Consider the following 11,953-nt stretch of genomic DNA (forward strand, 5'->3'; position numbering starts at 1 on the left):
CGCCATGATCCTGCCCCGCTTTTCCGCCGAAGAGGATGAACGGCTCAAGCAGCTCGTCGGCCAGGGCTATTCCTACAGCCAATGCGTCGCGCTGCTGGCCGGTGAAGGCTTCCCCGCCCGCACGCGCAATGCCGTGATCGGCCGTGCCCGGCGGAAGGGTTTTGCCGCGCAGGCGCCGCAGGCGACCCCGGCCCGGAAGCGGGCGCCGAAAACCGCGGTGAAGCGGGCGGCGGCGGTGAAGGTCCCGTCCGTCAAGGCTCCCTCCGTGCCGCCGGCCCTGCGCCGCGCCGCGCCGGTTGCGCCGCCGCCCCCCGCGCCGCTGCCGGCCGGGCGGGCGGGCGTGGCCTTTCTGTCGCTTCTCCCCGGCCAGTGCCGCTGGCCGCTCTGGGCCGACCATGAGCCGCTGGCCGCCGACGCGCTGCGGATGTGCGGCGCGCCGGTGATGCAGGCCGGCCCCTATTGTCCCGCCTGCCGGGTGCTGGCCTACCAGCCCCGCGAGGGGCGCGCGCTCACCGCGCGCAGCCTGTCGCGGCAGGCCGGCGACCTCGCCCGGCACGACCGGGTGCCGGCGGCGCGCGCGGATGACCGCGAGGCCGAGCCCGACCTCGTCGACCAGCTGGCGGGTGCGGCATGACGATGTGCGGCCGCAATCGGGGTGGCGCGGCGGCGTCTTATCGCCCGCGCGGCTGGTCGCCTTCCATGGACGCGCTGCTGCGCGACGGGCTGGCGCGGCACCTCTCCTTCGCCGCCATCGCCGAGCGGCTGTGGGCCGAAGGCCATGGGCGGCGCTCCGCCGACGCGGTGCAGGCGCGGGCCGAGCGGCTCGACCTGCTGCCGGAGCTCGGCGCGGCGGCAGAAATCGATTGCCGCATCGGCGGCGAGGACCGGTTGCTGGCGGCGCTTCGGGCCAGCTTCGGCGCCCGGCCCGTGCGGGAAGGTGCGCCGGCGTGATGCGCGTGCCGCCCTTCCCCCGACGCCCCGTTGTCGTCATCCGCCGCGGCCGGCCCTGGCGCCGGCTGGTGGCGGCCGCGCGCGGGCTGGCGCGGCGCGGGGTGCGCGAATGGGAGATCGCGAGCCGGCTGCGGATGAGCCGGGCGCGGGTGCGGGTGGCGCTGAGCGAGGGCGCCGGCATCTGGACGACGGCCGAACTGGCGCGGATGCGCGCGGCATTCACGAGGGAGATGGCGCGGTGAACGCTCCGGTGGACTATCGCGACTTCCTCGAGGCGAAGCGGCCGGTTGCCGCCGTCACCGGGATCGATATCCCGCTCGACGTGATCAATCCGGCACTGAAGCCGCACACGCGGGCCATCGTCCAATGGGCTGCCAAGGGCGGACGGCGCGCCATCTTCGCTAGCTTCGGCCTGCACAAGACCTCGACCCAGATTGAACTGTGCCGGCTCATGAAGGCGCGGGTCGGCGGCCTAGCGCTGATCGTGCTGCCGCTCGGGGTGCGACAGGAATTCTTCCGCGACGCAGTGCTGCGCTTCACCGGTGAGCATGCGGTGCGGCTCAAGTTCATCCGCAGCGCGGCCGAGATCGAGGCCGATGACGACGCGGGTATCTCGCCGATCTATCTCACCAATTACGAGACGGTGCGGGACGGCAAGCTCGACCCATCGCTGTTCGCCATCGCTTGTCTCGACGAGGCCTCTTGTCTTCGCGGCTTCGGCGGCAGCAAGACCTTCCGCGAGTTCATGCGGCTGTTCGATCGGGTGCCGTACAAGTTCGTGGCCACGGCGACGCCGTCGCCGAATGAGTTCATCGAGCTTCTGGCCTATGCGGCATTCCTCGGTGTCATGGATGTCGGGCAGGCCAAGACCCGGTTCTTCAAGCGCAACAGCGAGAAGGCCGATGAGCTTACCCTGCATCCCCACAAGGAGCGGGAATTCTGGTTGTGGGTGTCCACCTGGGCGCTGTTCGTCTCCAAGCCGTCCGACCTTGGTTTCTCGGACGAGGGCTATGACCTCCCGCCGCTCGACATCCGCTGGCATGAAATTCCTGCCGATCACAGCGACGCCGGCGTCGAGCGCAGCGGCCAGGTGAAGATGTTCAGGGATCACGCCGTCGGCGTGGTCGGCGCGGCGCGGGAGAAGCGCGACAGCCTCAAGGCCCGGATCGCCAAGATGATGGAGATCCGCGCCGAGGATCCGCTCGCGCATCGCATCCTCTGGCACGATTTGGAGGCCGAACGGCACGCCATCGAGGCGGCGATCCCATCGGCGGTGTCGGTCTATGGCGCGCAGCCGCTTGAGCTGCGCGAGCAGCGGATCATCGAGTTCTCGGACGGCAAGTTCGCCGAGCTCGCCGCCAAGCCGGTGATCGCCGGCTCGGGCTGCAATTTCCAGCGGCATTGCCGATGGGCCGTCTTCCTCGGCATCGGCTTCAAATTCAACGACTTCATCCAGGCGATCCATCGCATCCAGCGTTTCGGTCAGACGTTCACCGTCCGCATAGACCTCATCTACACCGAGGCCGAGCGGGCGGTGCGCGAAGATCTGGAGGCGAAGTGGCGCCGCTACATCGAGCAGGTCGCCATCATGACAGAGATCATCCGCGAATACGGCCTGTCGCGCGCGGCGATGGCCGAAGAAATGACGCGGGCCATGGGCGTCGAGCGTGTCGAGGTGAAGGGCGGCGGCTATACGCTGGTCAATAATGACTGTGTCGACGAGATCGGTCGCATCGCCGAGAACAGCATCGACCTGATCGTCACTTCGATTCCGTTCTCGACGCAGTATGAATACTCGCCGAACTACGCCGACTTCGGCCACACCGACGACAATGATCATTTCTGGCAGCAGATGGACTTCCTGACGCCGAAGCTGCTGCGCGCGCTGAAGCCGGGGCGGAACGCCTGCCTGCATGTGAAGGATCGGATCGTGCCGGGCGGCATGACCGGGATCGGCTTCCAGAGCGTCTATCCGTTTTCCGATGCGACGGTCGCGCATTTCGTCCGGCACGGCTTCGCCTTCATCGGCCGCAAGACGCTCGGCACCGATGTGGTGCGGGAAAACGCGCAGACCTATCGGCTCGGCTGGTCGGAGCAGTGCAAGGACGGCACCCGCATGGGCTGCGGCATGCCGGAATACATGCTGTATTTCAGGAAGCCGCCCACGGATCGCAGCAACGGCTATGCCGATGATCCGGTGCGCAAGGCGAAGAAAGAGGCTATCGGCCGGGCGGTGAGCGACGTCGTCGACGGCGGCGTGGAGATCCGGCAGGGGCCGGCCAATGGCTGGAAAAATCCCGACGGCTATAGCCGTGCCCGTTGGCAGCTGGACGCGGCACCGGTGACGCGATCCTCCGGCGACCGGCTGCTGATGCCGCACGAACTGGTCGGGCTGAAGGCGGATGTCGCCTATCGGCTGTGGAAGAGCTTCAACCTCGCCACCGTCTATGATTTCGAGCATCACGTCGCCATCGCCGAGGCGCGCGAGCTTCACGGCCAGTTGCCGCCGGACTTCGCCCTGCTGCCCGTCCATAGCTGGATGGAGGGGATCGTCACCGGCGGCGCGCAGATGCTGTCGTTGAACACGATGCAGGCGCAGAAGGGTGCGGAAAAGCACCTCTGCCCGCTGCCCTTCGACATCGTCGACCGTGAGATCGTGCAGCGCTCAGAGCCGGGCGACCTGGTGCTCGATCCGTTCGGCGGGCTGATGACAGTGCCGTATCGGGCGCTGCTCAAGGGACGGCGGGGTTACGGCGTCGAGCTCTCGCCGACCTATTTCCGCGACGGCATGAAGTATTGCGAGGCCGCCGCCAACAAGGTCGCGATGCCGGGGCTATTCGATCTGCTGGATGCCGAGGCCTCGGCCGAGCCGGATGTGGTGGCGTGAGCAGGAAGATCCTCGTTGCCGATCTCCTCTGCGGCGCCGGCGGATCGTCGACCGGGGCCATCAAGGCGCTTCTCGCGCTCGGCTGGTCGCTGGAAGACATCGTCCTTACCTGCGTCAACCACTGGCCGGTGGCGATCGACACGCACCAGCGCAATCATCCCGAGGCCCGGCACTATGTGCAGGACATCGCCACGGTGCGGCCGCATCTGCTAGTGCCTGAGGGATATCTCGACCTGCTGATGGCTTCGCCGACCTGCACGCATCATTCGGTGGCGCGCGGCGGCAAGCCGACCAGCGACCAGCAACGTTCCGACCCGTGGCACATCATCACCTGGCTGACCGAGCTGCGGGTGAAGCGCCTCATCATCGAAAATGTCTGGGAATTCATCGGCTGGGGGCCGGTCGACCCGAAGACCGGCAAGCCCATCGCCTCGCGCAAGGGCGAGTATTTCCATGCCTGGATCGAGACCATCCGGCGGCTCGGCGGCGAGCCGGAATGGCGCAAGCTGAACGCCGCCGACTATGGCGACGCCACCACCCGGCAGCGCTTCATCATGATGGTGCGGTTCGACGGCAAGCCAGTGCATTGGCCGATGCCGACGCACCGCAAGCGCGGAGCCGATGCAGGCTTGTTCGCGGGGATCGATACGGACATGAGGCCCTGGCGGCCGGCCCGCGAGATCATCGACTGGTCGATCAAGGGGCGTTCGATCTTCGGGCGGAAGAAGGCGCTGGCACCAAAGACGCTGGCGCGCATCTACACGGGCGCCGTGAAGCATGGCTGGCCGGAGCCCTATCTCGTCATCCTGCGCAACCATATGGCGGCGCAGGGCGTCGACGGGCCGCTGCCGACCATCGCGGCGGGTGGACAGCATATCGGGCTCGCGCAGCCGGTCCTTCGAAATGGAGTTGGCAATGCTGAAGGCGTTCCTTTGGATTTGGGACGATCAGAGATGGCTGCCCTGGTGGATGAAACGCTGCCACTGCCGCAGCTTCCACCGCCGCACGCGACGGCATGTCGAGGATTGCCCCAGACATCGGTGATGACCGGCGCGCCTTTGGTGCTCTCGCAGCACACGAGCGGCAGTGCCCGCACGGCCGACGATCCGTTGCCGACGATTACCACTGGCGGTGCCGGCAACGTCGAGCATCCCGGTTGTGCGCGCCCGATGCTGGTAGAGCCCTTTGTGCTCTCGCAGGCATCCGGCGGGGCTCCGCGAGACGTTGGAAGCCCTCTGCCTACCATAGTGACTGGAGGGCAGCGTGGCAGCGGCACGGCACTGATATCGCCCTATTACGGTTCCGGCTCGGGTGAGACATGCGTGAGCGTGGACGAGCCGGTGCCAACCGTCACATCGAAGGGCCGTTTCGGCATGGTGGTGCCGGTCACGCAATCGGGTGGCGGCGCCACGGCGCGCGACGTCGCCGATCCGATTCCGACCCTGACCACGGCCAAGGGCGGCGAGTTCGCCATCGTCATGCCGGTGACGCATGACGATGGAAGCGCCCGCGCTCGCGATGCGGCGACCGACCCGCTGCCGACGGTGACGGGAGCGAACCGGGGCGATCTGGCGTTCATCGCCGCGCAGTTCGGCGAGCGCGAGGGCCAGGCGCCGCGCGTGCACGGCATCGACGACCCGGCGCCGACCATCTGCGCCACCGGCCGGGTGAACCTGGTCGAGGGGACCGACCAGTACGACATTCTGTTCCGCATGTTGGAGCCGCACGAGCTCGCCGCCGCCATGGGCTTCAACACCGAGGAAACAACCTACGAATTCGCCGGCACCAAGACCGAGCAGATCAAGCAGATCGGCAACGCGGTATCCGTCGCGAAGATGAAGGCCTGCGTCGGCGCCATCATGGCCGACGCGGCACCGACGAAGCGCGCGCCGACGGCATTCCGGGAGGCGGCGGAATGAGGCCGCGCGCGTGTACGAATGTCCTATGCGGCCGCTTGATGCGGCTGGATTTCGGCGAGGTCCGCCGCCGTTTTCTCGGCGGATGTCAGGTCATGGACCGTCTGCAGGTTCATCCAGAATTCCGGGCCGGTGCCGAGGAAACGGCCGAGGCGCAGGGCGGTGTCGGCCGTGACCGGCACCTCCTCGCGCGCAAGCCGCTCGATGCGGGTGCGCGGCACGTGCACGGCTTTCGCCACGGCATAGGGCGTGAGGCCGAGGGGGGTGAGGAACTCCTCCCGGAGGATCTCCCCGGGGTGGATGGCGGGATGCGGGCCGAGCATGGTGGTCTCTCCTCAGTGGTAGTCGGTGATGTCGACGTCGGCGGCGTGGCCGTCGCGCCAGATGAAGCAGATGCGGAACTGGTCGTTCACGCGGATGGAGTGCTGGCCGGCGCGGTCGCCCTTCAGGGCTTCGAGCCGGTTGGCCGGCGGGACGCGCAGGGCGTCGAGGGTGATGGCGGCGTTCAGCATGGCCAGCTTGCGCTGGGCGGGGCGGACGAGATCGGCGGGGAAGCCTTTGCCGACGGTGCCGTTCCACACCGTTTCCGTCAGCTTGTTCTTGAAGTTCAGGATCATCGCCGCCTCGCCGCTTCCGATGCAGATAACGTATCTCAACACGATACGTTCGGCAAGGCAAAAGTATCGTGCGGCGATACGTTTTTCGAGGTGGAGAGATGAGCCACCTATCTCTTGTTCCCCTCTCGCTGGCGGAGGCAAATGCCTTCGTCGATCAGCATCACCGCCACAATGATCCAGTCGTCGGTCACCTGTGGTCGACGGGGGCTGAGTTTAATGGTGCGCTGGTTGGTGTCAGCATCATCGGCCGCCCGGTGGCGAGGTATCTGCAGGATGGGCTGACAGTCGAAATCCTGCGCGTCGCGACCGATGGCCACCGCAATGCGGTGTCGTTCCTAAAAGGGGCGGCATGCCGCGCCGCGTTCGCGCGAGGCTTCCGCCGAGTGGTGACATACACGCTTGCCAGCGAGGGCGGGGCTTCCCTGCGTGGGGCCGGATTTCGTGTAGTTGGCGAGGTTAAGGGCCGGTCGTGGGATACGCCGTCGCGGCGGCGTGAGGCGGGCCCGCTCTTCGATAAGCTCCGTTGGGAGCAATCTCTATGAACGCCGATACCGCTCTCGACGGCGCGCCGCCCTGCTGCCCGACCTGCGGCCATGGGCTCGCGGCGGCGCGTGTGCCGGTCGCCGCGCTGCTCAATCTGGAGATGGGGCGCAACCCCCGCCGGCTGCTGGAAGTGTTGGTAAGGGCCTATCCGCGCCCCGTCGCCCATGGGGCCTTGATCGAGGCCGTCTATGGCGACGCGCCCGATGGCGGGCCCGACACCGCCGACCAGATCATCAGCGTCATCGTCTGCCGTTTGCGGCCCCGGCTGGCCCCGCTCGGCTGGACGATCCCCCGTGCGCGCAACACGCCCGGTGAATATGCGGCGCGCCGGCTGGTGCCTGTGGAGTCCGCGTCATGATCTCCGACGCTGCCCTCGACGATCTGCGCGCCCGCAACCCGGTCGGCACCATTGCCGGCAGATGGGTGAGCCTGCGCCGCGGCACGCGCGCGGGCGTGCTGGTCGGCTCCTGCCCGATCTGCTCGACCGACCCGGCCAGCCGCACCGCCGCGCGCTTCGAGTGCAGCGACGACAAATGGGTGTGTGCCGTGTGCCCCGATGGCGGCGACGTCATCCGCCTCGTCGAGCGGCGCGAGCATCTCGACTTCCGCGCCGCCGTCGAGTGGCTCGGCGGCACCCACGCGATCGACCCGGAAGAGGAACGCCGCCGCACCGAGGCGGCGGCGCGGAAGAAGGCGGAGAGCGAGGCGACGAGCGCCCGCTATCGCGAGGATGAGCGGCGGCGGCTGTATCGCTATTGGCAGGCGGCGTGGCCCATCGCCGGCACGGCGGCCGAGGCCTATCTCAGCCAGCGGGCGCGCATCGCCCTGCCGCCGCTGCGCCTGCGCTTTCACCCGACCTTCAATTATGTCGTGCCGGCGCCGGGCGAAGGCGCGCGGAATGGCTGGCGGGTCATCCACACCGGCCCGGCCCTGCTGGCGCCGATCGTCGCGCCGGACGGGCATTTCACCGGCCTGCACATCACCTGGCTGGATCTCGACCAGCCCAAGGGCAAGGCGCTGATCGTCCACCCCGACACCGGCGAGGTGCTGAAGGCCAAGAAGATGCGCGGCACCAAGCAGGGCGGGCGCATCGAGCTGCTGCGCTGCGCCTCGCCGCGCTGCCTCGTTCTCGGCGAGGGCATCGAGACCGTGCTGTCGGTCTATGCCGCCCTGGTCGATGCCGGGCGTTCCTTGGACGGCATCGCCTTCTGGGCCGCCGGCGATATCGGCAACCTGGCCGGGCGGGCGCAGCGCGACAGCCGCGAGCGCCACCCGACGGCCAAGGATAGGGCCGGCCGGGCCTTGATCGTGCCGGGCGCGGCGCCGGACCTCGCCAGCGAGGCGGTGAGCATCCCCGACAGCGTCACCGACCTGCGTCTGCTGGCCGATGCCGACAGCGACCCGTTCGCGACAAAGCTCGCCATGGAGCGGGCGGCGGCGCGCCATGCCGCGCCGGGCCGGCGGATCACCATCGCCTGGCCGGAGCCGGGCCTCGATTTCAACGACATGCGCATGAGCGCGGCACCGCAGGTGGCCTGATGGACGACCATCCGAAAAATCCGGCGGACGACGCGATCCTGCGCGCGGTGTTCCCCGATGAGGTGGTGGGCAATCTCAGCGGTGCGCCGGCGATTGCCATTGATCCGGACGTCGATGACATCGAATCCGTACTGGCGCATCCCGACGATCATGCCGATGAGGCGACGGGCGACGAAGGCTCCCCGCCGGGTGACGACACGACCGGGCCGCCGCGCGGCCGCGCCATGGGCTATTCGGTGGAGCGGATGAACGACGAATGGGGCCTGGTGCTGATGGGCTCCAAGGCCGTCATCGTGCATGAGCAGGCAGGTGGGCCGATAGAAGACCGCTTGCGCATCATTTCGCTCGATGCGTTTCGCGCGTGGTTTGCCAATAAATTCACCGAAGTAATCGACCATGATGGCAAGCTGAAGGTGAAGACCTGGGCGTCTCGCTGGCTGACATCGTCGAAGCGCCGGCAATATATCGGCATCGAATTCAAGCCCGGCCCCGATGCCGTCGCCACGCCGCGCTATCTCAACCTGTGGCGGGGATTCTCGGTGGAGCCGCGCGCGGGCGGATCTTACAGGATCCTGCGCGATCACATGCTCAATAATGTCTGCGACGGCGACGAAACTCTTTACCGCTGGGTATTTGGGTGGTTTGCGCATCTGATGCAGCGCCCGCGCGAGCGTGTCGGCACCGCGATCGTGATGCGCGGCAAGATGGGCACCGGAAAGACCAAGGTCGGCGAGGTGGTCGGTAGCCTGATCTCGGCGCATTACTTCGCCGTCGACGACCCGCGCTATGTGACCGGCCAGTTCAACGCGCATATGGCCTCCTGCCTGCTGCTGCAGGCCGAGGAAGCGGTGTGGGCCGGCGACAAGGCGGCGGAAGGCCGGCTGAAGGGTCTCGTCACCTCGAAATTCCAGATGATCGAGGCCAAGGGCATCGACCCGATCCGCATCGACAATTTCGTGCGGCTGATGATGACCTCCAACGAGGATTGGGTGGTGCCGGCCGGCAAGGATGAGCGGCGGTTCTGCGTCCTCGATGTGCACCCGCGCTGTGCCCAGAACACCGATTATTTCCGCGAGATGGATGAGGAACTCGACAAGGGTGGGCGCGAGGCGCTGCTGCACGACCTGCTGGCCTTCGATCTCTCGACGGTCGACCTGCGCAAGATACCGCGCACCGCCGGCCTGCTGGAACAGAAGCTGCGTTCGCTCGACAGCGTCGAATCCTGGTGGTTCGAGCGGCTGGTGAGCGGCGCCACCCGCCGCGGCAGCGAATATTGGGAAACCGAGATCGCCGTCGATGTGCTGTTCGCGGACTACCTCGATGTCGCCGACAAGGTCGGCGTGCGCCGCAAGTCCGAACAGACCGCCGTTGGCATGAAGCTACGCAAGCTGGTGCCGGACCTGAAGGTGGTGAAGCGTCAATGGGAGACCGCGCCGGGTTCGCAGCAGTTTCGCCGCAGCCGCTGCTACCTGCTGCCCGGCCTCGATGTCTGCCGCGACGCCTTCGTCGCCGAGCTCGGCCAGGACGTGGACTGGGGCGATTCCGATGAGTGAGGGAGACCGGGCTAAAGGGGTGGAAGCGCCTGCGTCCAACCCTGTCCAACCTTCAATCCTTCCCCATCGATAGGTTGGACAGAAATTCATGAGATATTTCAAAGACGTGTCCAACCTGTCCAACCTGTCCAACCTTGCCGCGCGTACGCGTGTGATCGCACGCCCGCGCGTGTAGGCCGCCGGCTCTCTGTAAATTCGCGCCGAGGCCCCGCTCTCGCGGTCGTAACCCGGCTTTTAGGTTGGACAGGTTGGACAGGTTGGACAAGGCAAGCGAAATCAACGGGTTATTGGTGTCCAACCTTTTATTCTTTCATTCAAAAGGTTGGACAGGTTGGACATTGGAGGGCGGCGCGTGAAAACGAGCATCGATATCGAAGCTTTGCTGGGCTGGGCCTATCGGGACATGGCTATTGATCGCCAGCTTGGCCGGTTGGAGCCTGCGGCGGTCGATCAGTTCAGTTCCAGCTGGGCGCGGGTCGAGACGCTCAAGATTTACGGCACCTTCCCGCAATCCAGCCCGCGTCCTCAGGCGGCGCCGGCGAGCTTCGCCTCGGAGGATGACGCGGCCTTGGTGCATCTCCGGGTGCTGGAACTCGACGACGCCTTCATCGAGATGACCGAGGCGGGCGAGGCTGCCTTGTGGGATCGGGCGTTGATCGCCGCGCAGGGCGGCACGTTGATGGAGAGCCCGTCCGCCGGTGCGCGCCTGCTTCTGCCGGGGCGCGAGGCGGCGCGGCTGGTGCGCGTGACGACGTCGGTGGTGTTGATCGAGCATGCGCGCGCCGGCATCCGCCCTGAGAGCTTCGCCGACCTGCGCCGCCGTGCCGGACGGCCGCCGCGCTCGGGCGAGATCGCGCCCGGCGTCACCTGGGCCGACGCGACCTATCATCGGGCGGTGTACAGCGTATGGCGGATGGCGCTCGGCATCCTCGCGGCGGAGATGGCGGGGCGGCTGGAGATGTGGGAGGTCACCGGGCCGTCCGCGCCTGAGTCGCCATGGCTGGCAGCGCCGCGCCAAGTGAAACACGCGATTTCGCGCGAAAATTATTCGGCCGATAAGTCATTGATGCAGCAGGATAATTGAGGGGATTTACAAACCGACCCTCTTGACGGATATTCAGCCCATCGGAATTGCGCCTCGGGGATCACCTCCCCGGGGCGTTTTGTTTTCGGGTTGATGAGGTTGCCATGATCACCGTGGAAGCCAAATGGGCTGACGATGAACTGGCCAAGTTCGGCGATGCGGTCGAAGAGTTGAACCGCCGCTTCCCGGTCGTGCTGCCCCGCATCATCAACCAGGTCGGCGGTCGCGCCCGAACCATTGTCGTCCGCACGCTCACCAAGCAGACCGGCCTGCCGCGAGCGACGATCGACAGGGCGGTGCGGGAAGGGGCGCGTGCCCATTCGCGGCGGCTTTCCTACGAGATGGTCGCGCGCGGCGGCAATATCCGGCTCAAGTACCTCAACCCCAAAGAGGTCGCGGGCGGTGTCGATGCCAAGCCGTTTGGCAAGAAGACGTTCTATCCCGGCGCCTTCATGCGCGGCGGACGCTTCCCGGACGGACGAAAGGAAGTACCGGAATGGAACGGCCATGTGATGGTGCGCAACCGCAGCCGCTATGACGCGGAAGCCAATGCGTTGGGGCTGTTCGGGCGAGTGCCCGGGCAGGAAAAGGGGGCGTCGAGGCATTTCACCTATGCGCGCTCGGGCGTCATCATCCCCAACGAGATGACCAATGGCGCAACGCGTGCCGCCTTCGAGCGCACCGCCCTGCCCTTGCTGCGCGAGCGGGTCGAGAAAGCAATCCTGAAGCTGCTCGGCTAACCCCGAGGCGATGCCGCGGGCGGCACCGATCCCTGCCACCATGCAGGGATGTGGCACATCGGCAACAGCCCCCCCATTTAGGGACCGTACACCCCTCCCCCCACCCGGGCGGGCCAGCAGCAT

Annotated in this window: 13 protein-coding genes; 11 read left to right on the forward strand and 2 right to left on the reverse strand. The window is 67.1% G+C overall.

All coding sequences use genetic code 11. The annotated features are described in order from the left end of the window. The first annotated feature begins 4 nt into the window (after positions 1 to 4). From AC1RU4_RS07170 to AC1RU4_RS07190, 5 genes are all read left to right on the forward strand, one after another. The gene (locus tag AC1RU4_RS07170) at positions 5 to 634 is read left to right on the forward strand and encodes a GcrA family cell cycle regulator (protein WP_492890362.1); all 630 of its coding nucleotides are present in this window, start codon (positions 5 to 7) and stop codon (positions 632 to 634) included. Between the two features lie 65 nt (positions 635 to 699). After that, positions 700 to 951: a hypothetical protein gene (locus AC1RU4_RS07175; RefSeq protein WP_492890363.1), complete on the forward strand. Its 252-nt coding sequence runs from the start codon at positions 700 to 702 to the stop codon at positions 949 to 951. Next, complete coding sequence (locus tag AC1RU4_RS07180; protein ID WP_492890364.1) at positions 951 to 1,193, forward strand: hypothetical protein; 243 nt, start codon at positions 951 to 953, stop codon at positions 1,191 to 1,193. Before AC1RU4_RS07175 ends, AC1RU4_RS07180 begins: the two co-directional genes overlap by 1 nt. Further along, positions 1,190 to 3,838, forward strand: coding sequence for a DNA methyltransferase (locus AC1RU4_RS07185; RefSeq protein ID WP_492890365.1), 2,649 nt, complete (start codon positions 1,190 to 1,192; stop codon positions 3,836 to 3,838). The genes AC1RU4_RS07180 and AC1RU4_RS07185 overlap by 4 nt, the downstream gene beginning before the upstream one ends. Then, complete coding sequence (locus AC1RU4_RS07190; protein WP_492890366.1) at positions 3,835 to 5,757, forward strand: DNA cytosine methyltransferase; 1,923 nt, start codon at positions 3,835 to 3,837, stop codon at positions 5,755 to 5,757. Before AC1RU4_RS07185 ends, AC1RU4_RS07190 begins: the two co-directional genes overlap by 4 nt. A 23-nt stretch (positions 5,758 to 5,780) precedes the next feature. Here the strand turns inward: AC1RU4_RS07190 and AC1RU4_RS07195 are convergent, their stop codons facing one another. Together AC1RU4_RS07195 and AC1RU4_RS07200 are read right to left on the reverse strand one after the other, a co-directional pair. Further along, on the reverse strand, positions 5,781 to 6,077 hold the full coding sequence (locus tag AC1RU4_RS07195; RefSeq protein ID WP_492890368.1) for a HigA family addiction module antitoxin: 297 nt from the start codon (positions 6,075 to 6,077) through the stop codon (positions 5,781 to 5,783). Between the two features lie 12 nt (positions 6,078 to 6,089). After that, entirely contained in the window at positions 6,090 to 6,371 is a 282-nt protein-coding gene (locus AC1RU4_RS07200) for a type II toxin-antitoxin system RelE/ParE family toxin (RefSeq protein ID WP_492890490.1), read from the reverse strand. A gap of 98 nt (positions 6,372 to 6,469) precedes the next feature. Here AC1RU4_RS07200 and AC1RU4_RS07205 point away from each other — a divergent pair, with 98 nt between their 5' ends. From AC1RU4_RS07205 to AC1RU4_RS07230, 6 genes are all read left to right on the forward strand, one after another. Next, positions 6,470 to 6,913 (forward strand): XF1762 family protein, encoded by a 444-nt coding sequence (locus AC1RU4_RS07205; RefSeq protein ID WP_492890369.1) that lies wholly within the window; start codon positions 6,470 to 6,472, stop codon positions 6,911 to 6,913. Next, complete coding sequence (locus AC1RU4_RS07210; protein WP_492890370.1) at positions 6,910 to 7,272, forward strand: winged helix-turn-helix domain-containing protein; 363 nt, start codon at positions 6,910 to 6,912, stop codon at positions 7,270 to 7,272. Before AC1RU4_RS07205 ends, AC1RU4_RS07210 begins: the two co-directional genes overlap by 4 nt. Then, entirely contained in the window at positions 7,269 to 8,453 is a 1,185-nt protein-coding gene (locus tag AC1RU4_RS07215; RefSeq protein WP_492890371.1) for a DUF7146 domain-containing protein, read from the forward strand. The genes AC1RU4_RS07210 and AC1RU4_RS07215 overlap by 4 nt, the downstream gene beginning before the upstream one ends. Continuing rightward, positions 8,453 to 10,006 carry a DUF5906 domain-containing protein gene (locus AC1RU4_RS07220; protein ID WP_492890372.1) on the forward strand — a complete coding sequence of 518 codons (1,554 nt, stop codon included), beginning with the start codon at positions 8,453 to 8,455 and terminating at the stop codon, positions 10,004 to 10,006. The genes AC1RU4_RS07215 and AC1RU4_RS07220 overlap by 1 nt, the downstream gene beginning before the upstream one ends. A 352-nt stretch (positions 10,007 to 10,358) precedes the next feature. Beyond that, positions 10,359 to 11,090: a hypothetical protein gene (locus tag AC1RU4_RS07225; RefSeq protein ID WP_492890373.1), complete on the forward strand. Its 732-nt coding sequence runs from the start codon at positions 10,359 to 10,361 to the stop codon at positions 11,088 to 11,090. Between the two features lie 104 nt (positions 11,091 to 11,194). Further along, a complete protein-coding gene (locus tag AC1RU4_RS07230) occupies positions 11,195 to 11,830 on the forward strand; it encodes a hypothetical protein (protein WP_492890374.1) in 636 nt (211 codons plus the stop codon). Positions 11,831 to 11,953 lie beyond the last annotated feature (123 nt).

The sequence above is a fragment of the Ancylobacter sp. GW821-FHT10E12 genome (assembly GCF_058809335.1).

Bases quoted from the DNA above. Each gene is read 5' to 3' on its own strand.
- AC1RU4_RS07170 (WP_492890362.1), top strand. From the start codon at position 5: ATGATCCTGCCCCGCTTTTCCGCCGAAGAGGATGAACGGCTCAAGCAG.
- AC1RU4_RS07175 (WP_492890363.1), top strand. From the start codon at position 700: ATGGACGCGCTGCTGCGCGACGGGCTGGCGCGGCACCTCTCCTTCGCC.
- AC1RU4_RS07180 (WP_492890364.1), top strand. From the start codon at position 951: ATGCGCGTGCCGCCCTTCCCCCGACGCCCCGTTGTCGTCATCCGCCGC.
- AC1RU4_RS07195 (WP_492890368.1), bottom strand. From the start codon at position 6,077: ATGCTCGGCCCGCATCCCGCCATCCACCCCGGGGAGATCCTCCGGGAG.
- AC1RU4_RS07200 (WP_492890490.1), bottom strand. From the start codon at position 6,371: ATGATCCTGAACTTCAAGAACAAGCTGACGGAAACGGTGTGGAACGGC.
- AC1RU4_RS07205 (WP_492890369.1), top strand. From the start codon at position 6,470: ATGAGCCACCTATCTCTTGTTCCCCTCTCGCTGGCGGAGGCAAATGCC.
- AC1RU4_RS07210 (WP_492890370.1), top strand. From the start codon at position 6,910: ATGAACGCCGATACCGCTCTCGACGGCGCGCCGCCCTGCTGCCCGACC.
- AC1RU4_RS07215 (WP_492890371.1), top strand. From the start codon at position 7,269: ATGATCTCCGACGCTGCCCTCGACGATCTGCGCGCCCGCAACCCGGTC.
- AC1RU4_RS07220 (WP_492890372.1), top strand. From the start codon at position 8,453: ATGGACGACCATCCGAAAAATCCGGCGGACGACGCGATCCTGCGCGCG.
- AC1RU4_RS07230 (WP_492890374.1), top strand. From the start codon at position 11,195: ATGATCACCGTGGAAGCCAAATGGGCTGACGATGAACTGGCCAAGTTC.